Raw genomic sequence first — 21,526 nt, 5'->3', positions numbered from 1 at the left:
ACTAAAATGAAAATTATTCCACTACCTTGCCAATCTTTCTAAATTTATAATATCTCTTAGTAAGTAAAGATTCTATAGGTTCCCGCATTAATCTAACAATTGACTCCTCTAAATTACGTTTAATACTTGCCGCCATCTCCTCTAAATTAGTGTGCGCCCCACCTAAAGGCTCTTTTATAATTCTATCTATTATTCCAAAATCAATTAAATCCTGAGCTGTTATTTTCATTGCAGTAGCCGCTTCTTTAGCAAGACTTGCATCTTTATATAATATGCTAGCAAAACCTTCCGGTGACAAAATAGAATAAATTGCATGTTCTAGCATCCAAACCTCATCTGCTACCGCCATAGCTAAAGCTCCACCACTTCCGCCTTCTCCTATAACTATTGAAATTACTGGTGTTTTTAATGTTGCCATTTCCATAAGATTTCTAGCAATTGCCTCACCTTGACCTCTTTCTTCTGCACCTAGTCCACAATATGCTCCCGGAGTATCTACAAGACAAATAATAGGCCTTTTAAATTTTTCTGCCTGTTTCATAAGTCTTAACACTTTTCTATACCCCTCTGGATTTGGCATACCGAAGTTTCTCTTTATGTTTTCCTTGGTGTTATTTCCCTTTTGCTGGGCTATAACAGTTATAGGAATACCATTAAACTCTGCTATTCCACCTACAATAGCAGAATCATCTCCATAATACCTATCACCATGTAGCTCCATAAAGGAATCAAAAATCAGATTTATATAATCAAGAGCAGTAGGACGTTCCACAAGCCTCGCAATACTTACTTTATCCCAGGCAGTTAAGTTTTTATAGGCTTCCTTTTTCATATTGTAGAGCTTAATTTCCATCTGTCTTATTTCTTTTTCTAAATCCATATTTTGATCTATTGCTAAATTCTTTAGTTCATCTATTTTACTTTTAAGTTCATACATGTGCTTTTCAAAAGGTAAAGTTACCATAAAATTCCACTCCCTACCGTTACTTTTGTCTTTCTCTTAATGCTATGAATGAATTTTCAATATTTGCGTTAAAGTATCCTTCATAGCTTTTCTATCCACTACTTTATCTATAAAACCTTTTTGGAGCAGAAATTCAGCCCTTTGAAAACCATCAGGTAATTGTTGCTTTAATGTTTGTTCAATAACTCTTTTACCTGCAAACCCTATTAATGCATTAGGTTCAGAGATTATTATATCTCCCAGCATAGCAAAACTTGCTGTAACTCCACCTGTAGTTGGGTCTGTAAGAACAGTTATATAAAGACAACCTTTTTCATTATGCCTTGCAATAGCAGCACTAGTTTTAGCCATTTGCATTAGCGAAAATATGCCTTCCTGCATCCTAGCTCCCCCTGAGGCAGTAAATATAATAATTGGTTTTTTAGCTTCTGTTGCTCTTTCAATGACCCTTGTAATTTTCTCTCCGACAACGCAGCCCATGCTTCCCATCATAAAATTGCTATCCATTACTGCAATTAACGTATCCTGTCCATTTATCTTTCCTTCTCCAGTTATTACAGCTTCTTTTAATAAGGTTTTATCATGCAAACTTTGGAGTTTATCTTTATATCCCTCAAAATCTATAGGGTCATCTGAGATCATATCTTTATCGTATTCTATAAAAGTCCCTTCATCTATAGTATAATTTATTCTTTCTCTAGACCCAATTCTGAAATGGGTTCTACAATTATCACATGTCATTATGCTACTCTCTAAATCCTTATTATAAAGGATTTTACCACATGTTTCGCATTTAACCCACATTCCTGTAGGGATATTAGGTTTTTTCTCACCATATTCATCTTCTAAACTTTTAACCTCAATATATTTACTTTTTTTAAATATACGTTTAAACTCAAACATATAGCTACCCCTTTCTAAAAACATACCTACACTATAATTTATAGCATACCAAATAGATACCACTCTCATAGTATAAAACTTTTATGCAATAAATTCCAGCATGTGTTTAGCTACTTGTTAAATTCTTTACTAATAAAACTAGTATCAAATTTTCCTTTTATAAAATTACTATTATTTATTATTTTAAATTGAAAATCTATATTAGTATCCACACCCTCTATTATAAACTCCCCTAATACTCTTCTCATTTTACGTATTGCTTCATCTCTATCTTTTCCATGCACAATGAGTTTTCCTATCATGGAGTCATATGTGGGTGGAATCTTGTATCCTTGATATGCCGCACTATCAATCCTTACTCCATATCCCCCTGGAATATGTAGTGATTTTATAACGCCAGGACAAGGCATAAAGTTTTTAGAAGGATTTTCTGCATTTATTCTACATTCAATAGCATGGCCCTCAATTTTTATATCCTCCTGTTCATAAGGAAGTGTTTGGCCTGCAGCAATTCTTATCTGCGCTTTAACTAAATCTACTCTAGTGATCATTTCTGTTATTGGATGCTCTACCTGTATACGTGTATTCATCTCCATAAAGTAATATTTTTCATGTTTATCTAATAAAAACTCTATAGTTCCAGCATTTTTATAATTAATAGACTTAGCCGCTTTAACTGCAACCTCACCCATCTGTTTTCTAAGTTCTCCTGTCATTCGGACTCCTGGTGCCTCTTCTATTACCTTCTGATTACGCCTTTGAATAGAACAGTCTCTCTCGCCAAGATGAACAACATTTCCATGCTCATCTGCAAGTATTTGAAACTCTATATGTCTTGGCTCTTCTATGAATTTTTCCATATACATTGTATCATCACCGAAAGCAGTTTTCGCCTCAGCTTTCGCAGTGTTGTACGCAGGTATAAGATCTTCTATTTTACTAACGACTCTAATTCCTCGTCCCCCGCCTCCTGCTGAGGCCTTTATCATTACAGGATATCCTATTTTTTCAGCTTCCGTTAAAGCATCTGCTTCAGAGTCAATCGCTCCGCCCGAACCAGGGACTACTGGTATCCCAGCATTTATCATAATTTCTCTTGCCTTTAATTTATTTCCCATATTATCAATGTTTTGTGAATTTGGGCCTATATATTTTATATTACACTCCTCACACATCTGTGCAAACTTACTATTTTCAGATAAGAACCCATACCCCGGATGAATTGCCTCTGCGCCCGTAAGCACCGTGGCACTTAAAATATTTTGCATATTTAAATAACTATCCTTAGATTTACTAGGTCCAATACATACAGCCTCATCTGCCATTTGAGTATGAAGAGCATCTTTATCTCCCTCAGAATATACTGCAACAGTTTGAATACCCATTTCATTACACGCCCTGATTATTCTTACCGCAATCTCGCCTCTATTTGCAATCAATATCTTCTTAAACATATTATTACCTTCCCCACACTAAAAATTATTAACAAAAGTGTTTTTAATGTTTATTTCCCTACCGCAAATGTAATTTCAGCTTGCGCCACTTTAACTCCATTTACTGTAGCTATGCCTAGACCTATCCCAACAGGTCCCTTCATTTTGATTATTTCTACCTCAAGCTTTAACACATCTCCCGGAACAACTTTCTTTCTAAATTTAGCTTTATTAATACCACCAAAGTAAGCTATTTTACCTTTATAGCTCTCCATACTTAAAAGTGCCACTGCCCCAACCTGCGCTAAAGCCTCAATAATTATTACTCCCGGAAGTATAGGTTCTTCTGGAAAATGCCCCTGAAAGAAATACTCATTCATAGTAACATTCTTATACCCAACAGCTCTTTTGCCTGGTTCTAGTTCCTCTACTTTATCCACAAATAAAAATGGATATCTATGAGGAATAATTTCTTGTATTTGTTTTATATCTAAAGTAGTACCTTTTATATCTTCCATATTAATGATTCCACCTTTCATGCAATTACACCGGTCACCATATGACAGTTTAAAGCTGTCTTTTCGCCACTAGTTTTCAATTATTTTGAACAATGGCTGTCCGTACTCTACCATATCTTCATTTGAAACCAATACTTCTACAACTTCTCCATCTACTTCGCTTTCAATTTCATTCATAAGCTTCATAGCTTCTAAAATACAAAGTGTGTCTCCAACTTTAACCTTAGTCCCAACCTTTACAAAATTCTTTGATTCAGCACTTGGAGAAGAATACATAGTTCCAACAATAGGTGATTTAACTACAAATAGGTTTTCCTTGGGTATTGCCTTTTCTGCATTTTCTGTAGTTATAGCTATATCCTTTTCTAGTTTTTCTAAATACACTTCTTTAGAAGCTACATCTTCCCTAGTAAGGGTTTCCTTAGCAACTCGCTCTAAAGGTGCAGCATTTAAAGGTGTTTTTTCTATTACCACCTGTTGTTCTTTTTTCTCCATCATTATTCTGATACCTTCTGTCTCAATTTCAAAAGAAGTAAGAATCGATTCACTAACGGTTTTTATTAACTCTTGAATATTTTTATAATCCATAATTATCTACCGTCCCATCTTTTTAATATAATAGTAGCATTATGACCACCAAAGCCTAATGAATTTGACAATGCATATTTAAGTTGCTGTTTTCTTCCTACGTTTGGAACGTAATCTAAATCACAATCTTCATCTGGCACTTTATATCCTATAGTTGCTGGCACAAAACCTTCTTCTAATGCTTTTGCACATACTATAGCTTCTATAGCCCCTGATGCTCCTAAGAGATGACCTGTCATGGACTTTGTTGAACTTACAGGTATTTTATATGCATATTCCCCAAAAGCAGATTTTATAGCTATAGTTTCAAACTTATCATTATATGGAGTACTTGTTCCATGTGCATTAATGTAAGATATTTCTTCTGCCTTAACATCTGCGTCTTTAAGCGCTATTATCATTGATCTTGCTGCTCCTTCTCCATCTGGAGATGGTGAAGTTATATGATAGGCATCACAAGTTGATCCATAGCCCTTAACCTCTGAATATATTTTTGCATTTCTTTTTTCTGCATGCTCTAAAGATTCAAGTATAACTATACCTGCACCATCTCCCATAATAAAACCATCCCTCTCTTTATCAAAAGGAATTGATGCTCTTAAAGGATCTTCACTTTTGCTTAAAGCTGTTAGTTGTGCAAACCCTGCTAAGGCTAGTGGGCTTATTGAAGCCTCTGCACCTCCAGCTATTATTATGTCCGCTCTTCCATCTTGAATCATGTGAAAAGCATCTCCTATTGCATTAGTTCCTGTAGCACAAGCCGTAACAACGCTCGAGCACATACCTTTAGCACCATATTTTATTGCAATATTCCCGGCTGCCATATTACCTATTATCATAGGTATTAAGTAAGGGGTAACTCTGCTTGCTCCCTTTTCCATAAGTTTTGCATGCTCGTTCTCAATAGTACCAATTCCGCCTATTCCTGAACCAACTATTACTGCTAATCTTTCACTATCTATAGTTTTTAAATCTAGTCCTGAAATTTTAATTGCTTCATCTGCTGCAACCATTGCATACTGACAATATTTATCCATTTTTCTAGCTTCTCTTTTGTCGAGTGCAACCGTTACATCAAAATCCTTAACCTCTGCAGCAAGCTTACATTTAAATTTAGAAATATCGAAAGCCTTAATTACATCTATGCCACAAGTACCTTTTTTTATATTATCCCAAAAACTATTTACATCATTTCCTATAGGAGTAACTGCTCCCATGCCTGTTATAACAACTCTATTTTTCATAAAGTAAACCCTCCTTTAATCATCAACTAAGTTACATTACCATTCCACCATCTACATTTATAACTTGACCTGTTATGTATGAAGCTTCCTCTGAGGCTAGAAATGCTACTACATTTGCCACATCTTCTGGCGTTCCAAGTCTCCTTAGCGGAATAGTGCTCATTATAGTATCCTTTACCTTTTCGGTCAAACCACGTGTCATATCTGTTTGAACATATCCTGGCGCTACTGCATTACACGTAACTCCACGGCCCCCAAATTCCCTAGCCACGGCCTTAGTCATACCTATTATACCTGCCTTTGCGGAGGAATAATTCACTTGGCCTGCATTTCCTGTAAGCCCAGACACTGAAGATATATTTATTACTCTTCCACTTCTCTGTTTAAGCATTATGGCTGATACATGTTTTGTGCAATTAAAAGCACCCTTCAGGTTAATATCTATAACACTGTCAAAATCAGCTTCCTTCATTCTCATTAAAAGACCATCTTTTGTTATACCAGCATTATTAACTAGAATATCTAAGCTTCCGAACTCTTCAACACTTTTTTTCATCATATTTTCCACATCACTATAACTGCTAATATCACATTGAATTGCTAACACCTTAACTCCTAAATCTTCTATTTCTTTAACTACTTCGCGCACTGCGTCTTCACTATTTCTATAGTTAACAACTACATTTGCTCCAAGCTTTGCTAGCTTTACGGCTATTGCTCTTCCGATACCCCGACTAGCTCCTGTAACTACTGCTGTTTTCCCTTTTAACATAAATTCATGCTCCTTTACATCTTTCATAGGATTCCACTTTTTAATCAATTCTATTGTTTAAGCAATTCTATTGTTTAAGCAATTCTATCGCTTACTTAAAGATGCAACAGCTTTGTCCAAAGATGCCATATCTTCTACATTAACTACTGTAAGTTTTCTATCTATTTTCTTGATAAATCCACACAGGACCTTACCTGGACCTATTTCTACGAAAGTATCGACACCGTCTTTTATCATATTTCTTATAATTGTTTCCCATAAAACGGAACTCATAACTTGAAGTTTTAAATTACCTTTAATATCATCCTTGCCTTTTACATAATCACCATTTACATTTGACATTACTGGAATAGTAATGTCTTTAAGGTTTATATTTTCAAGTTCAATTTCTAACTTCTCCGCTGCTGGTTTTAACATAGAAGTATGAAATGGTGCGCTTACAGGTAAATTAATAGCCCGTTTTGCGCCTTTTTTCACAGCTCTTTCGCATGCAAGTTCTACCGCCGCTATTTCCCCGGCAATTACTATTTGTCCTGGGCAGTTTAAATTAGCGATTTCTACTATCCCAGAGGTTCTAGCCTCACTACAAGCTTCTTCAACTAAGTTAACTGCAAGGCCTAAAATAGCTGCCATAGTTCCTATCCCTACAGGCACTGCTTCCTGCATAAATCGTCCACGCTTTTTAACAATCTTTACCGCATCTTTGAAATCCATAGCTCCACTACAAACCAGTGCTGAGTACTCTCCAAGACTAAGTCCTGCAGTTACATCACATTTTATGCCATGTTCTTTTAATGCCATAAGGGCTGCTATACTAGTAGTTAAAATAGCTGGTTGAGTATTCTCTGTGATATCTAGCTCATCTTCTGTGCCCTCAAAACAAAGTTTGCTTAGCTCAAATTTAAGCTCCTTATCTGCTATATTAAATATATTTTTGCAAACCTCTATATTTTGAAATAATTCCTTGCCCATACCAATATATTGGGCTCCCTGTCCAGGAAAAATGAAAGCAATTTTACTCATATTTCCCTCCTTAAATGATAATATTCTTTTTTATCTAAATTTTATAATACCTTCTTCTGCCTCTGCAAACATTTCTTCTATAATTTCTCTGCAACTTTGTTCTTTCTTTACAAGACCTGCGATTTGGCCCGCCACAACAGATCCCATCTCAATATCGCCTTCTTTTACTGCCCTTTGTAGACATCCTCGTCCGAGGGCCTCTAGCTCCTCTACTGGAGCATTTTCCTTTTCAAGCTTTTGAAATTGTCTTGATAACCTATTTTTCAAAGCCCTAACAGGGTGCCCTGTAGGTCTTCCTGTAACTACAGAGTCTATATCCTTTGCAGCCAATACCTTCTTTTTGTACTTTTCATGTATTGTACATTCATCCGCCACTAAAAATCTTGTTCCTACTTGAACTCCCTGGGCTCCAAGCATAAATGCTGCCGCAATACCACGCCCATCACCTACGCCCCCTGCTGCAATCACCGGAATACTAACTCCATCAACAACTTGTGGAACCAGAGCCATAGTTGTAAGTTCACCGATATGTCCTCCAGATTCACAACCTTCTGCGATAACTGCATCTGCGCCTGCCCTCTCCATGCGTTTAGCCAGTGCCACTGATGGTACCACTGGTATCACCTTAATTCCATGTGACTTCCAAAGTTCCATATACTTACCTGGATTGCCTGCACCCGTAGTAACAACTTTAATACCTTCTTCACATACAAGCTGTGCAATTTCTTCTGCATTATCACTTAAAAGCATTATATTAACGCCAAATGGTTTATCTGTTAACTTCTTTGCTTTTCTAATTTCATTTCTTATATAATCAACTGGTGCATTAGCCGCTGCTATAATACCTAATCCCCCTGCATTAGATACTGCAGATGCTAAGCTACTGTCTGCAACCCAAGCCATACCACCTTGTATTATCGGATATTTCACACCTAAATCTTCAAAAAATATGGAATTAAACATTTTATCCCTCCTTTATTCCTTAAAAGTATATAGCCAAATCATCTCCTGCGGAGTTGCAATATAACAATCCCAGAAGGAGATTTATACTCCCACTGAAGTTTCTTCTTCGTTATAGTATGGAACTCCCACTTATAGAAATGGGAGATTTCCCTTCTGAAATGTCGTTAAAGTCAGATAATTATAGAAAAAAAAGCATATATTACGTGGACTACATTTCATGTAATATATACTCTTTTATCATACTGAAATAAACTAAATTTTAATATGATTAGTAGCTCAGTTCTCTAATCGCCTAACTCATTAATTCCTATTATTTTAACTTTTCTTCTATATAGTTAACAATTCCCTTTACGTCTTTAATGTTTTCTATATCTTCATTCGGTATTTCAATTTCAAAGGCCTCTTCGAGTGACATTACAATTTCAAATATTTCAAGAGAATCTATTCCTAAATCATCTGTGAAATTTGACTCCATTTTGACCTCTGCTTCGTCTATCCCTAATTGTTCAACTATTACATTTTTAACTTTTTCAAATACCATTACTAATTCCTCCTAATATTTTATTTATTAATTGTCCATTCTATTAATGAAGCTCCGTAGGTTAATCCACCGCCAAAGCCTACAAGTATAATCTTATCTCCAGCTTTTAATAAATTCTTCTTATTCATTTCATCTATTGCTATAGCTATGCTTGCCGCTGAAGTGTTTCCATAACGATCTAAGTTAACAAAGAATTTATCTTTATCAGACTTCAACTTTCTAACTACAAAATCTATTATTCGGTAGTTTGCTTGATGGCAAACTACATATTTAACATCCTCTAAAGTGTAATTATCTTCAATTAAGATTTCATTTATACTGCTTGCAATAGTTTTTACTGCAAATTTAAAAATCTCTTTGCCATCCATACTTATTTTCGCATTAAAACTTTCATTTCCTTCTATAAAGGTGTTTTTTACATCTACAGTAGGACAAGTTAAAACTCCACCCTTTTCACCTTCTGAAGCTGAATTTATAGAAATAATCCCTTTTTTACTGCCTGCCTCAAGAACTGCCGCTCCTGCTCCATCACCAAAGAGTATACAGGTTTTTCTATCTGTCCAATCAACAATCTTTGATAGAACCTCCGCACCTATTATTAAGGCTCGTTTACGCTCTCCTGTTTTAAGAAATTGCGTTGCTATATCAAGGGCAAATATAAACCCCGTACATGCTGCTGATATGTCAAAGGCCATAGCATTAACTGCCCCAATATTCCCTTGAACTATGCATGCAGTGGCCGGTACAAATTGATCAGGCGATGTACTTGCAAGAATTATCAAATCTATATCTTCCGCTTTAACTTGTGCATCCTTTAATGCCTCGAAGGCTGCTTTTGTTGCTAAGTCTGAAGTGTTTTCACCTTGTGATATATGTCTCTCTTTGATACCCGTCATAGAAACTATCCATTCATCAGAAGTATCTACAATCTCTGCCAATTGATGATTAGTCATTATGTTTAGAGGAGCATAACTTCCTGTACCAATTATTTGTACTTCATTCATTCCTTAATCGATCCTTTCATTAACTTTCTAATCTGTATTTTTTTTTGAAGAAATCATTTAATTTTTCAAGAGATTTTATTAGTACATCTTCTTCTTCTGCATTTAGACCATCTATAGTTGCGTGCACCATATCAGAATGAAATTTTTCATGTATTCTATAGGCGAGTTTCCCTTTTCTAGTAAGCGCAATCATTACTGATCTTCTATCTTCTTCTCCTCTTTTCCTATTTACATATCCTTTTTTAAGAAGTTTATCGATAGCCGTTGTAAGCGTACCTACAGTAATTTTAATATCTTGAGCTGCTTCTGACATAGTTCTGTACTCATACATCCCTATTGCATCAATAGTATGTATTTCCGTTATAGATAGGTCTTTAAGTATCCCCTCTTTAAGTGCCCTCTGTTCTATCTGTAATATATCGTTAAAGGTCTCTACTAAAAGTTCATTTATAACACCAACAGATTTGCTCATATTTATCACCATTTCCCATACTTCGATTTTCATGTACTTTACTTTTCATATACTTTGACAATCAAAGTATATCGATGTAATGATTATTTGTCAATATCATTACCATAAATATGCAAATTTTCTTTGTTAATTTAAATTTGTAATAAAATCAAAAATTGTGTTCTGCCTCTACTACTAGTTCACTCATAAGTTCTTTAACCGATATAATTTTATCTACTTTGTAAGCATTACTTCCCACGAAAATAAGTCCCTTATCTAAATTACCTTTTACTGATTGTATTAACGCTTCCGTAATACAATAAGGAGTTTTTTGAGGATTACAGTCCTTTATGCATAAATAACATTTATCCACTTTGCAACCACTTTCCTGAGTGAGCCTCATAAACTTATTGTTAATAGCCCTCCCCGGCATACCTACGGGACTTTTTACTATCTTTATATCTTCTTCTTTTAAATTAACATAAGCCATTTTAAAAGCTAAACTAGCATCACACTCCTGCGTAGCCACAAATCTAGTAGCCATTTGTACCCCTGCTGCTCCAAGTTTCATGATTTCTGCAATGTCTGCGCCAGTATAAATTCCACCAGCAGCTACTACAGGAATTTTTTTATTATACTTTTCTTCAAAAGGCTTGATTGCCTCAATAACTTCTTTAACTATATCCTTTAAGTCTTGGGTTTTCTTTTCTAGTAATGCTTCCATAGAGAAACCAAGATGTCCACCAGCTTCAGAGCCTTCAACAATAATTAAATCTGCAGCACAATTGTTTTTTTTATCCCACATTTTTGATATAACTGTAGCTGCCTTTGCTGATGATACTATTGGTGCAAGCTTTGTATTGAACCCCTTGGCCATTTTAGGTAAATTAAGTGCAAGTCCTGCACCAGATATTATTAAATCTATTCCTTCTTCTAAAGCAGTTGCCGTAAGCTCTTCATAATTATTCATAGCTACCATAATATTTATCCCAATAATACCCTTAGGACTTAATTCTCTAGCTCTTCTGATTTCACTTCTTAATGATCTTATGTTTGCTTCCTTTGCATTGGTTCCAAAGTCTTTTTCATTATATCCAATTTGAGCAGTAGATATTATCCCAATCCCGCCTTCATTTGCAACCGCTGATGCTAGACTCGAAAGAGACACTCCCACTCCCATACCGCCTTGGATTATAGGAATACTTGCTATTAATTCTCCAATTTTTAAAGGAGGTAACTTCATAATTATCCGCTCCCTTTACTTTGATTTTAAATTAGTTTGATAGTCAAAGTATATATATTTTTATATTCTATGTCAAGACAAAAGTATCTTATAACTTTTTTGAGTATTTTTTTGATAATACCGTTTTACATTACATACTTCTTAGTATTTACTATGTTTTGAAAATTATTTATTAATTTAATATTTTAATTGCCTTTAGCATAGATTGTATTATAATGAATTAACACTATCCGTCATTATGATGAGGAGGAAATATGAAAAAGGTTATTGGTCAAAATAAAAAAATAGTGGTAATTGCAAGCATTTTGAATATACTGTCATCGTTGTTATTTGTATTAACAGCGTTAATGTTAGCAAATCTCTTGAATGTTATTATTGCAGGTAATGTACATGCCTTAATAAAACAAAGTATTTTTATGATTTTGATGTGGACTATATCAATCATTATGAATTATGAAAGTAAAATAAATACAGCAAAAGCCGTTGCAAAAATGAATTTTACTTTAAGATATCAAATTACAGATAAATTAACACAAATGGACTATGAGCAATTTTATAAAATGAGACCGGAAGCTATGTTTCTTGGTTAACTAATGATGTAACTCAGATTGAAAGTACAACATTCAACCAATTTTTCGTATTAATTTCACAATTATCTATGATTATATTTTCATTATGTGGACTAGTATATATTCACTTGTGGGTCGCAATGCTTGCAATTATTTTATGTGTTTTAATGATAATTCCCCCAAAGCTTATGAACAAAACTGTTGAAAAAGATTCAAAAGCTATGTCTGAGCAACAAGAAGAATGATTCTAATGAATTTACAACTTTAGAAATGTGCCCACCTTTTTCTAACTCCATTGAACTTAGAAATGTAAGTTTCGGTTATAAAAATGAAGATGTTTTTAAAAATCTTTCACTTATCTTTGAAAACGGGAAAAAATATGCAATCATTGGGAAAAGCGGAAGTAATAAAACCACATTGATTAAATTGATTTTAGGTCATTTAAATAATTATGAAGGAAACATATATATTGATAATGTTGATATAAAACAATATAGTCAAGAAAGTATTAGTGAGAATTTTGCATATATTAGTCAAAATGTATATATATTTAGTGGGACTATAAAAGATAATATAACATTATGCGAAAACTTTACTGAAGAGGAATTAGATAATTCATTAAAAGAAAGCTGTCTAAGTGATTTTGTTTTATCTTTAGATCAAAGTTTAAATACTTTTTTAGGCGAAGAAGGGAATAACATTTCAGGTGGCCAAAAACAACGCCTTTCTATAGCCAGAGCTTTGATCCGTCATAAACCAATCATCATTATTGATGAAGGAACTTCAGCATTAGATAAAAAAAATGCATTTGAAGTCGAGTCAATGTTATTAAAAAATCCTAATTTCACTATTATTCTCATCACACATTGTTTAAGCGAGGAATTGATAGATAATTTCGACAAAATAATTGAGTTATAATCACTTAAAAGATTAAACTGGCATTAGAGGGGGTATAGCCGACATACGTACAAAAACCGTCCACATGGTGGAATGAATATCCATTATGTGGCCTTTTCAGCGTTATACTTTATTAGATCATGAATTTAAGTGCTGTTATGCTCCCTATTATCTACTGGTAGTTGAATAGATTTTAATTAGGGTTAGCCACGTTGATAATAGTATTTTATGGTAGTATAATGAACTAAATATAAATGAAATATTAAAAGGATTTAGGAGGCATTATGAATTGGTTTATAAAGTAAAACAAATAACAAGTCTATATGATAGTTGTAATACATGTGGGTTACCAATTATAAATTGCCTTTGTGATAAAGCACCTAAAATAAAAACTAATGCGAATATTTGGATTCTATCTACAGAAAAAGAATTTTACAGGCCCTCTAATACCGCGAGAATATTAAAGATAGTTAATCCACATTCAACAGAAATTTTTCTTTGGGAAAGAACAGAGATACCTGAAAAATTAGTAGCAAATCTAAATAATGAAATATATGAGCCATTCTTACTTTTCCCTGTAGAAAATTGTGAAGCCGCGCTCCGAAAAGTTGAATATAAAAACACAGGTAAAATCCCTGTATTTATTATCATAGACGGTACGTGGAAGGAAGCACGGAAAATAGTCAGGAGAAGTCCCTATCTAGAAAAACTACCAATTATTTCATTGAAGCCAAATTATAAGTCTAAGTATGATTTAAGACGAGGTGCGGTTGATGGTAATCTATGCACAATAGAAGCTGCAATCGAAGTATTAAAACTAAATAGAGAACTTGAAAATGCACAAGTAGTAAATGAGTTTTACAATTTATTTTTAAAAAGCTATAAAGCGGGTTCAAGTGGCCACAAACTTTCGCTTTCTAATAATAGTTGAAATATACAGCACTGAAAGTGATGCTTTAAAAGTGAAAATTACTACATTTGTTGCTGAAAATTTTGAGACTGCTGATCTTTAATTTTCTGTTTACCCTCCTCCATAAATTAGGAATCCTTTGGAGATAACATATACAAAACTTCTTGAAGCTCCCCAACGTGTCTTCTTTCTTCATCTGCAATGTGATTCAAAACCTTTTTAACTTTTTCATCGGTTGTAGACCTTGAATGAGCTTCATAACCTATGATAGCTTCAAGTTCACCAGAAATGTCAACACGATTTGCTTGCGCTAGCTCTTCATTTGACATTTGTCTTGGTACATTTATAGTTTAAATTTTTTATAGGCTACAATATATCTACATAAACATACATATATATATTTATATTAAGAATGTGATTTTATTTTTAAAAAAAAGGGGAGCGAAACAAAATAGAAATTACTTCTATTTTATTTCGCTCCCTTTTATACTTTGGGTTATATTAATATTCTATTTCAACTACTTTTTCTACTGCTGCTAATAATTTTCCGCTCTTAACGAGTTCAGTAACTTTATCTAGATCTTTATACATAACTATATCATATTCAATAAAGTCTACAGATTTTCTAACTAAATCGTAAGCTTCTTGAGTTGCCATACCAAGTTTGAATCCAGATTCTTTTCTGAAATCTATAGCTTGACATGCAGCTAATATTTCTGTTGAAACTACTCTAGATGCATTATCAACTATATCCCTAGCCTTTCTTGCTGCTATTGTTCCCATACTAACTAAGTCTTCTTGATTAGCCGAAGAAGGTATTGAGTCTACTGATGCAGGATGAGCTAATATTTTATTCTCAGATACTAAGGCTGCTGCTGCATATTGTGTAATCATAAATCCTGAGTTTAATCCACCATGTTTAGCTAAGAACGCTGGTAAATCATTTAATTGAGGGTTGATCAATCTTTCTAATCTTCGCTCAGATACACTAGCAATTTCAGCTGATCCAATTCCTAAGAAGTCAAAGCTTAATGCCATAGGTTCTCCGTGGAAATTACCTCCTGAAATTACGTCTCCCTCTTCAGTTACTATAGGGTTGTCTGTTACTGAATTTATTTCTCTTTCAACTTGAGCTTTTACATAGTTTATAGCATCTTTACTTGCACCATGAATTTGAGGCACACATCTTAATGAATAAGCATCTTGTACTCTTACTTCGCCTTGTCTTGTTACATAAGTACTACCTTCAACTAGTTTTAATATGTTTCTGGCTGTTGCTAATTGTCCTGGCTGTGGTCTTAGCACATGAATTCTTGGATCAAAAGCATCTGTAATTCCTCTTAAAGCCTCCATTGTCAAAGCTGCTGCTATATCACTAGTTTTTAATAACTTTATAGCATCATAAGTAGCTAAAGCTCCTGTTGCCGTTAAAACTTGGGTACCATTTATAAGCGCTAAACCTTCTTTAGCATCAAGTTCTATTATAGGAATTCCCGCTTTTCCCATAGCAACTTTACCTGGTAATATTTCACCTTTATACTCTGCTTCACCTTCACCAATCATAGGTAAAACCATATGTGCAAGTGGAGCTAAATCTCCTGATGCTCCTAAAGATCCTTTTTCAGGAATTGTTGGGTAAACACCTTTATTAATCATTTCAATTAATGTTTGCAAAGTTCCAGGTCTTATACCTGAAAATCCTTTTGATAGTGCATTAGCTCTTAAAAGCATTATAGCTCGTACGACATCAGTTGGAAATTTAGGACCATATCCACAAGCATGTGAGCAAATTAAGTTTCTTTGAAGTGTTTTGCAATCTTCTTTAGAAATACTAACATTACAAAATTCACCAAACCCTGTAGTTACACCATAAACAGCTCTTTCATTTTCAACTATATCATCAATTATTGCTCTTGATTTTATAACTCTTTCTATAGCACTCTCTTTTATAGAAACCCTGCAACCATCTCTAGCTATAGATACCATTTCCTCTAAAGTTAAATCATTTCCTGTCAAAAGTATTTCTTTCATTTTTATTCCTCCTAAAATTTATTAGTAATTTATTTAAACTAGAATATCATAGCTCCTATAATACCAAATATCATAAGTGGTATAGTATAATGTAAGAATGTCGGTACACATGTATCCCAAATATGATCATGTTGACCATCTACACTAAGTCCTGATGTTGGCCCAAGTGTGCTATCTGATGCTGGTGAACCTGCATCTCCAAGCGCTGATGCAACACCTATTAGAAGTATAGTAGCTAGTGGAGAAAATCCAAGTTTCATTGCAAGTGGGCAGTAAATTGCGGCTACTATAGGAATAGTACCAAATGAACTTCCTATACCCATCGTTACTAATAAACCAACAAGTAACATTAAAACTGCACCTGCCAGTTTACTTCCATTAACCATTCCTGCAAGAGATACAACTAAAGCTTCCACTGCTCCAGTTTTTCTTAAAACATCCCCATAACCTGATGCAACAAGCATTATAAATGCTATTAAACCCATTATTTTGATTCCACCATCAAGTAAGCCATTAACATCCTCGAACTTAACTGCTCCTGAAACAAATATTATAATTAATGCTCCCAATGCCCCAAGAGGAAGAGATCCTGTAAGAACTTGAATTACAAATGCAGACACGGCTCCAATTAGAACACGCCAATGCTTTGAATTCATTTTAAGGTCTCCATCTTTAATTTCATCCAGCCCTTCTATTTGAATATCCTTATATTCTCTTGGTTTTCTATAAGTATAAAATACAGCTAAAAGAAGACCTATAACCATTCCAATCCCTGGAAGCCATAGCACTTTAGCTACATCAGCTGTCATAACAGGTATACCATTTTTAGTCATTTCAGAACTTATAATACCATGAAATATTAGACCAAATCCTACTGGTAAAACAATATACGGAGCCTTTAATCCAAATGTAAGAGCACAAGCTACTGCTCTCCTGTCTATTTTAAGTTTATTCATTAATAAAAGTAGCGGTGGTATTAATATTGGAATATATGCTATATGAACTGGTATAAGGTTTTGAGAAAAACAACCTAAAAAGGCTAATAACATTATAAATACATATTTCTTTTGTCCAACAATTTTAGATATTTTCTTAGCCAAGATTCCTGCTAGTCCAGTTTTATTTACTGCAACTGCTAATGCGCCAAGTAATATATAGCTTAATGCAGTTTCAGCATTTCCTCCCATTCCTCCAATGAGTGTCCTCATAGTATCTCCCAAAGACATACCAGAAACTAAGCCTGCTGTCATAGCTGCAATTAATATAGACAGTAGCACATTAAGTTTAAAAAGACATAAAATTATCATTACAATAACTGATACAACAACTGGATTAAATAATAACATATATTCCCTCCTCGTGGCTAATTGTTATAGATAAACTTCACCTTCAGCAACAATTTTTACCTTACCATTTAAGTAAATTTTTTTATACATTCATTATACCATTCAGTCGTTACTTGTAGCTCTCCACCTGGCTGCTTAACATCAAACGCTATGTATTCCAGTTTACTTTTTACTTTTTAAAAAAATCCTTCTTTATCAGATATCCCTTTACTATCTACTATTAAATGAATTATTCCTGGAAACTCTACCACTGCATATTAGTAAACGATTCCATTGTGATTAACATAAAAATATTTAGTCTCTTTAACCAAAGGCATAACAATTTTAGAACTATATTCGTTGCTATTTTTTAAATGCTCTACCTCATAATTTATTACTCCGTTAAATCCTGATACTTCTAAAGGAACAATAAGTTTTTCATTTCCCTTTTTCACACAAGGATACTCCTTATCCACCAAAACTGCCGCTAACGACCTTGTCGCATTTTCACAAAACTCGCCTCCCATCATCTGAAGCCTAGGACAGTGCTACTTTTTCCTTCTTCTGTACAAGGTTTTTCTATGAATTCAACCTGTTCAGCATGGAGGCTTCCATACTCCATAATTTTATTATCAACATTGATATGAAATTGTCTCGGTACAGGCTCTAAAATAAAAACGGTCATATTTTCTACTGGATTTACTTTAATGAAATGTAACTTTATTGTTATAACTTCCTTTTTGTTTTTATTATAAATCAATTTTAACATCCAAACGTCAAATAAGTGTCTATTATGAATTATTAATTAACTTTGATAAAAATTTTAAGTATATCCTGTACATTATTAGTTCACTGTTTTTTTACCATAAAAATACATTTCATCTCTTGTCATAGTACTATTTTGCCTTTTTACACTTGCATTTATATTACATTTTTCTATTTACGTCTATATTGCATCTATTAATCCAGAATTTCCGTATAAAGATTTCAGCTATAATCTTATTTTGGCATTTTATTTATATTGTAGTATAATTTATATAAGAAAGTTTATGGCATTATACGGGAGTGATTCGATGGATTATATATATTGCAAAATGTTTGGTAATTTTTGCGTAACTGTCAATGAAAAAGAAATATTTTTACCATTCAGTAAAGCTCAAGGCCTATTTTGTTATTTACTGCTAAATAAACAAGATAACAGAGAGCATCTCTCAGAACTTTTTTGGGCTAACCAAGAAGAAGGCAATGCTAAAAAGAATCTAAGAAATGCTATCTATAAAATAAATAAATGCTCTAATGTTCCGGTATTGATATCCCCTCAAAAATCAATAATTATGCTCAATCCAGATATAAAAATAGACGTAGATATATATACTTTTATGAGTGATGAAAATGAAATAGATGTTTTTAAAGGAGAATTTCTACAAGGATTTTGCCCTAAAAATGCAGAAAATTTTGAAATTTGGCTATTAGAAATGCGTGAAAATTTGGAATGTATGTATATTGATAAATTGAATAAAAAGATAGAAAAGGAATTACATAATAATAATTATGATATTGTTGAAAAATATTCAAAGCTATTGATAAAAATAGATGAATTCAATGAAAATGCTTATATATATCTATTGGAAAGTTACAAAAATCAAGGTAAATATAACCAAGCAATTGAAACATATAATGATGTTAAGAAATTATTTAAAGATGAATTATCCATTTCTCTTAATGATAAAATATTAAATATAGTTAATGAAGTAATAGATATTATGAATACAGTTAAGAGCAGTAAAAGCGCTGATGATTTTTTCTATGGAAGATATAATGAATTGAGGATATTACAAAACAATTACAATAATTTCATGAAAAATGAACCTTCGAAATCCGTATTTTTGGTAGGCGAAGCTGGTATAGGAAAAACAAGATTGAAAGATAAATTTCTAGAAGTAGTAGATGAGGATACAACTTGTATTTTAGAAACTTATTGTTTTCAATTTGAAAAGGATTGTATTTTAAAACCATGGACCATAATATTATCCAAGCTTTCCGAAATTATGAAAAATAAAAATATAAAAATCCCAACTTTATGGGAAGATATTTTAGAAAATTGTTTTTCTGAGATTGATGAATTAGATAATAAAGAACAAAGCCTTAAGGTTATAGAGAGTAACTATACATTAAAATATGAAGTCATTGGAAATGTAATAACTAATATACTTACTAAAATTGCATACGAAAAGAAAATAATGCTTATTTTTGAGGATATACAGTGGATTGATTATGGTAGTTTAACATTTTTAAGCAATATAATTTTACATGGTCATGCTAACATTTTGTGTTTCATGACATATAGAAATGAATGCAATATCGAAATAGATAAATTCTTAGCTTCAGCAAATAAACATAATAAGATTTTAAGGATGGATTTATTAAGATTTAATAATGATGAAGTCGAAAATTTCATTAAAATTGGTCTTCCAAAAAATCATTTCAATAAAGATATAGTAAATAAAATATACAACGAAACTGAAGGGAATGCATTTTTTTTAACAGAATATATTAATACTATAAAATCTAATAGTGGTATAAATATTATGTCTTCTAAAATGCAGGATGTAATGAAAAGCAGGCTTTTAGATATTTCTGAAGAATGCAAAAATATATTAAGAATTTCATCTTTATTTTTTGATGAAATACCTTTATATATTTTACATGAACTTACAGGAGAAGATGAACTTAAGATAATTGACTCAATAGAAGAACTTCAAAATAAATTTATATTAAAAGAAACAAATAACAATAATATAATAAGCTTTATGTTTACTCATCAAAAGTTAAGGGAATTTATTTACATCAATCAATCTTTGGCAAGAAGAAAAATTCTTCATAATAATATAGGATACATTATTGAAAAGGGTTTAACAAATAATAGAAGTGATATAACTACTTATAATAAACTTGTTTATCACTTTTCAAACGCAAATAATAATTTAGCAACATTAAAGTATAGTATAAAAAGTTTAAACGTATATTTAAATTTTAGTCATGAACTTTATCCAGTACTATATTATAAGGATGTTAATTTTTATAACAACCTATATTTTAGTAACGATAAAACCATTAAAAGCATAAAGAAGATAGAAATTCTACTATTAAAAATAAAAACTGACTGTAAAAACTCTAAAGAAGTTTTAAGATTAGAGATCGAATTTTTACATATTAAAGGGAGATATCTTATAAGAGAAGGCAGCTATGAAAAAGGCGTTGAGTTCATAAATGAAATGATAGAAAAAGCTAATGAGATTGAAGATTCAGATTACTCCATAGAAGGGTACAAGCAGATGATATATTATTGTATACAGACTAATAATATTGATGATATGATAAAATATGTAAACATCGGTTTAGATAAAGCAGCAGATTGTAATTATCATATGGAAATAGGTGTATTTTTACGATTTAAAGCCTTATATAAAAAAATGCAGGGAAAATACAGTGAAGCAGAAAGACTCTTTAATGAATCTATAAATATCTTTAATGTAACTAAAAGTGTAGCTGATAAATACGCCTTGAGTATAGCGGCCGCTTATAACTATATAGGCGATATAAGAAGACAAAGCATGAAATTTCAAGAAGCTTTAGACTTTTTCAATAGAGCAATAAAAATATGCGAAGAAAAAAATGTATTCACCAGTCTTTCTATTTTCAACATAAATGCGGGTGAAACATGTTTCAATATGGGATCATATCCTGAGGCAAAAAAATATTTCGAAAGGGCCATGGATATATATAAACAATTCGATTTAATGTGGGAAAAGTCTATTGTAGAAGCCTTTATGTCAAGAATACTAATTAGTGAAGGAAATTATGAAAGTGCCTTAAAATATTTAAAAAATTCAGATGTGCATTCAACGTTGCTAAAAAACCCTCATGAAATTGGAATTGTATATATGGTAAAAGCTCAAATTAAAAGTGAAATGAAAAATAATGAAAAGTTAAATAAAATTTTTAATATGTACTTAAATGAAAATTTACAATTCTATTGTGAAAATAGTATTAATTTTTTAACTACCTCAAAGGATAATTATGAAATAGATTTGCTAAATACCTTAATAAAAGAAAATAGTTATGGGTGCCCCAAAAAATAGACATT

Annotated in this window: 23 protein-coding genes; 5 read left to right on the top strand and 18 right to left on the bottom strand. The window is 32.6% G+C overall.

Annotated elements, in window-relative coordinates:
- Window positions 1-13: 13 nt before the first annotated feature.
- The 13 genes from ACWJKP_RS01075 to ACWJKP_RS01015 all read right to left on the bottom strand — a co-directional run bounded on the left by ACWJKP_RS01075 (window position 14) and on the right by ACWJKP_RS01015 (window position 11,647).
- Window positions 14-964 carry an acetyl-CoA carboxylase carboxyltransferase subunit alpha gene (locus tag ACWJKP_RS01075; RefSeq protein WP_165411776.1) on the bottom strand — a complete coding sequence of 317 codons (951 nt, stop codon included), beginning with the start codon at window positions 962-964 and terminating at the stop codon, window positions 14-16.
- A gap of 42 nt (window positions 965-1,006) precedes the next feature.
- The gene (accD, locus tag ACWJKP_RS01070; RefSeq protein WP_165411777.1) at window positions 1,007-1,867 is read right to left on the bottom strand and encodes an acetyl-CoA carboxylase, carboxyltransferase subunit beta; all 861 of its coding nucleotides are present in this window, start codon (window positions 1,865-1,867) and stop codon (window positions 1,007-1,009) included.
- 110 nt (window positions 1,868-1,977) lie between these two features.
- A complete protein-coding gene (locus tag ACWJKP_RS01065; protein ID WP_165411778.1) occupies window positions 1,978-3,321 on the bottom strand; it encodes an acetyl-CoA carboxylase biotin carboxylase subunit in 1,344 nt (447 codons plus the stop codon).
- A gap of 50 nt (window positions 3,322-3,371) precedes the next feature.
- Window positions 3,372-3,818, bottom strand: a complete 447-nt coding sequence (gene fabZ, locus ACWJKP_RS01060) for a 3-hydroxyacyl-ACP dehydratase FabZ (RefSeq protein ID WP_165411779.1) — start codon at window positions 3,816-3,818, stop codon at window positions 3,372-3,374.
- Between the two features lie 69 nt (window positions 3,819-3,887).
- Window positions 3,888-4,406, bottom strand: coding sequence for an acetyl-CoA carboxylase biotin carboxyl carrier protein (gene accB / locus ACWJKP_RS01055; RefSeq protein WP_165411780.1), 519 nt, complete (start codon window positions 4,404-4,406; stop codon window positions 3,888-3,890).
- A 2-nt stretch (window positions 4,407-4,408) separates the two neighbouring features.
- Window positions 4,409-5,650 (bottom strand): beta-ketoacyl-ACP synthase II, encoded by a 1,242-nt coding sequence (fabF, locus tag ACWJKP_RS01050; RefSeq protein ID WP_165411781.1) that lies wholly within the window; start codon window positions 5,648-5,650, stop codon window positions 4,409-4,411.
- A gap of 31 nt (window positions 5,651-5,681) precedes the next feature.
- Window positions 5,682-6,422 carry a 3-oxoacyl-[acyl-carrier-protein] reductase gene (gene fabG, locus ACWJKP_RS01045; RefSeq protein ID WP_165411858.1) on the bottom strand — a complete coding sequence of 247 codons (741 nt, stop codon included), beginning with the start codon at window positions 6,420-6,422 and terminating at the stop codon, window positions 5,682-5,684.
- A gap of 84 nt (window positions 6,423-6,506) precedes the next feature.
- Window positions 6,507-7,445, bottom strand: a complete 939-nt coding sequence (fabD, locus tag ACWJKP_RS01040; protein WP_165411782.1) for an ACP S-malonyltransferase — start codon at window positions 7,443-7,445, stop codon at window positions 6,507-6,509.
- Between the two features lie 30 nt (window positions 7,446-7,475).
- Window positions 7,476-8,408: an enoyl-[acyl-carrier-protein] reductase FabK gene (fabK, locus tag ACWJKP_RS01035; protein ID WP_165411783.1), complete on the bottom strand. Its 933-nt coding sequence runs from the start codon at window positions 8,406-8,408 to the stop codon at window positions 7,476-7,478.
- Window positions 8,409-8,718: 310 nt separating this feature from the next.
- The gene (acpP, locus tag ACWJKP_RS01030; RefSeq protein ID WP_165411784.1) at window positions 8,719-8,949 is read right to left on the bottom strand and encodes an acyl carrier protein; all 231 of its coding nucleotides are present in this window, start codon (window positions 8,947-8,949) and stop codon (window positions 8,719-8,721) included.
- A gap of 20 nt (window positions 8,950-8,969) precedes the next feature.
- Entirely contained in the window at window positions 8,970-9,953 is a 984-nt protein-coding gene (locus tag ACWJKP_RS01025) for a beta-ketoacyl-ACP synthase III (protein WP_165411785.1), read from the bottom strand.
- Between the two features lie 19 nt (window positions 9,954-9,972).
- Window positions 9,973-10,425 (bottom strand): MarR family winged helix-turn-helix transcriptional regulator, encoded by a 453-nt coding sequence (locus tag ACWJKP_RS01020; protein WP_165411859.1) that lies wholly within the window; start codon window positions 10,423-10,425, stop codon window positions 9,973-9,975.
- A 148-nt stretch (window positions 10,426-10,573) separates the two neighbouring features.
- Complete coding sequence (locus ACWJKP_RS01015; RefSeq protein WP_165411786.1) at window positions 10,574-11,647, bottom strand: NAD(P)H-dependent flavin oxidoreductase; 1,074 nt, start codon at window positions 11,645-11,647, stop codon at window positions 10,574-10,576.
- Between the two features lie 254 nt (window positions 11,648-11,901).
- Here ACWJKP_RS01015 and ACWJKP_RS01010 point away from each other — a divergent pair, with 254 nt between their 5' ends.
- The 4 genes from ACWJKP_RS01010 to ACWJKP_RS00995 all read left to right on the top strand — a co-directional run bounded on the left by ACWJKP_RS01010 (window position 11,902) and on the right by ACWJKP_RS00995 (window position 14,044).
- Complete coding sequence (locus ACWJKP_RS01010; protein ID WP_165411787.1) at window positions 11,902-12,237, top strand: ABC transporter ATP-binding protein; 336 nt, start codon at window positions 11,902-11,904, stop codon at window positions 12,235-12,237.
- Between the two features lie 17 nt (window positions 12,238-12,254).
- Complete coding sequence (locus ACWJKP_RS01005; protein WP_165411860.1) at window positions 12,255-12,461, top strand: hypothetical protein; 207 nt, start codon at window positions 12,255-12,257, stop codon at window positions 12,459-12,461.
- Window positions 12,418-13,134: an ATP-binding cassette domain-containing protein gene (locus ACWJKP_RS01000; protein WP_165411788.1), complete on the top strand. Its 717-nt coding sequence runs from the start codon at window positions 12,418-12,420 to the stop codon at window positions 13,132-13,134. The genes ACWJKP_RS01005 and ACWJKP_RS01000 overlap by 44 nt, the downstream gene beginning before the upstream one ends.
- Before the next feature lie 268 nt (window positions 13,135-13,402).
- Window positions 13,403-14,044, top strand: coding sequence for a tRNA-uridine aminocarboxypropyltransferase (locus tag ACWJKP_RS00995; RefSeq protein ID WP_165411789.1), 642 nt, complete (start codon window positions 13,403-13,405; stop codon window positions 14,042-14,044).
- 107 nt (window positions 14,045-14,151) lie between these two features.
- On the opposite strand, the gene ACWJKP_RS00990 is transcribed toward ACWJKP_RS00995, so the two are convergent.
- The 5 genes from ACWJKP_RS00990 to ACWJKP_RS00970 all read right to left on the bottom strand — a co-directional run bounded on the left by ACWJKP_RS00990 (window position 14,152) and on the right by ACWJKP_RS00970 (window position 18,139).
- Entirely contained in the window at window positions 14,152-14,352 is a 201-nt protein-coding gene (locus ACWJKP_RS00990; protein ID WP_165411790.1) for a demethoxyubiquinone hydroxylase family protein, read from the bottom strand.
- A 172-nt stretch (window positions 14,353-14,524) separates the two neighbouring features.
- Window positions 14,525-16,054 carry a histidine ammonia-lyase gene (gene hutH, locus ACWJKP_RS00985; protein ID WP_165411791.1) on the bottom strand — a complete coding sequence of 510 codons (1,530 nt, stop codon included), beginning with the start codon at window positions 16,052-16,054 and terminating at the stop codon, window positions 14,525-14,527.
- Window positions 16,055-16,092: 38 nt separating this feature from the next.
- Complete coding sequence (locus tag ACWJKP_RS00980; protein ID WP_165411792.1) at window positions 16,093-17,400, bottom strand: Na+/H+ antiporter family protein; 1,308 nt, start codon at window positions 17,398-17,400, stop codon at window positions 16,093-16,095.
- 257 nt (window positions 17,401-17,657) lie between these two features.
- Window positions 17,658-17,834, bottom strand: coding sequence for a hypothetical protein (locus ACWJKP_RS00975; protein ID WP_224579106.1), 177 nt, complete (start codon window positions 17,832-17,834; stop codon window positions 17,658-17,660).
- Between the two features lie 71 nt (window positions 17,835-17,905).
- The gene (locus ACWJKP_RS00970) at window positions 17,906-18,139 is read right to left on the bottom strand and encodes a hypothetical protein (RefSeq protein WP_224579108.1); all 234 of its coding nucleotides are present in this window, start codon (window positions 18,137-18,139) and stop codon (window positions 17,906-17,908) included.
- 313 nt (window positions 18,140-18,452) lie between these two features.
- Between ACWJKP_RS00970 and ACWJKP_RS00965 the strand changes: the two genes are divergently transcribed.
- Entirely contained in the window at window positions 18,453-21,521 is a 3,069-nt protein-coding gene (locus ACWJKP_RS00965; protein WP_165411793.1) for an AAA family ATPase, read from the top strand.
- Window positions 21,522-21,526: the final 5 nt, after the last annotated feature.

This window comes from Clostridium sp. CM037, assembly GCF_055081095.1.
The sequence above is the reverse complement of the archived record's forward strand: the minus strand, read 5'-3'. Positions and strand labels throughout refer to the sequence as shown.

Excerpts from the sequence above, each read along its gene's own strand:
- ACWJKP_RS01075 (WP_165411776.1), bottom strand. The coding sequence starts at position 964 with ATGGTAACTTTACCTTTTGAAAAGCACATGTATGAACTTAAAAGTAAA.
- accD (WP_165411777.1), bottom strand. The coding sequence starts at position 1,867 with ATGTTTGAGTTTAAACGTATATTTAAAAAAAGTAAATATATTGAGGTT.
- ACWJKP_RS01065 (WP_165411778.1), bottom strand. The coding sequence starts at position 3,321 with ATGTTTAAGAAGATATTGATTGCAAATAGAGGCGAGATTGCGGTAAGA.
- fabZ (WP_165411779.1), bottom strand. The coding sequence starts at position 3,818 with ATGGAAGATATAAAAGGTACTACTTTAGATATAAAACAAATACAAGAA.
- accB (WP_165411780.1), bottom strand. The coding sequence starts at position 4,406 with ATGGATTATAAAAATATTCAAGAGTTAATAAAAACCGTTAGTGAATCG.
- fabF (WP_165411781.1), bottom strand. The coding sequence starts at position 5,650 with ATGAAAAATAGAGTTGTTATAACAGGCATGGGAGCAGTTACTCCTATA.
- fabG (WP_165411858.1), bottom strand. The coding sequence starts at position 6,422 with ATGTTAAAAGGGAAAACAGCAGTAGTTACAGGAGCTAGTCGGGGTATC.
- fabD (WP_165411782.1), bottom strand. The coding sequence starts at position 7,445 with ATGAGTAAAATTGCTTTCATTTTTCCTGGACAGGGAGCCCAATATATT.
- fabK (WP_165411783.1), bottom strand. The coding sequence starts at position 8,408 with ATGTTTAATTCCATATTTTTTGAAGATTTAGGTGTGAAATATCCGATA.
- acpP (WP_165411784.1), bottom strand. The coding sequence starts at position 8,949 with ATGGTATTTGAAAAAGTTAAAAATGTAATAGTTGAACAATTAGGGATA.
- ACWJKP_RS01025 (WP_165411785.1), bottom strand. The coding sequence starts at position 9,953 with ATGAATGAAGTACAAATAATTGGTACAGGAAGTTATGCTCCTCTAAAC.
- ACWJKP_RS01020 (WP_165411859.1), bottom strand. The coding sequence starts at position 10,425 with ATGAGCAAATCTGTTGGTGTTATAAATGAACTTTTAGTAGAGACCTTT.
- ACWJKP_RS01015 (WP_165411786.1), bottom strand. The coding sequence starts at position 11,647 with ATGAAGTTACCTCCTTTAAAAATTGGAGAATTAATAGCAAGTATTCCT.
- ACWJKP_RS01010 (WP_165411787.1), top strand. The coding sequence starts at position 11,902 with ATGAAAAAGGTTATTGGTCAAAATAAAAAAATAGTGGTAATTGCAAGC.
- ACWJKP_RS00990 (WP_165411790.1), bottom strand. The coding sequence starts at position 14,352 with ATGTCAAATGAAGAGCTAGCGCAAGCAAATCGTGTTGACATTTCTGGT.
- hutH (WP_165411791.1), bottom strand. The coding sequence starts at position 16,054 with ATGAAAGAAATACTTTTGACAGGAAATGATTTAACTTTAGAGGAAATG.
- ACWJKP_RS00980 (WP_165411792.1), bottom strand. The coding sequence starts at position 17,400 with ATGTTATTATTTAATCCAGTTGTTGTATCAGTTATTGTAATGATAATT.
- ACWJKP_RS00965 (WP_165411793.1), top strand. The coding sequence starts at position 18,453 with ATGGATTATATATATTGCAAAATGTTTGGTAATTTTTGCGTAACTGTC.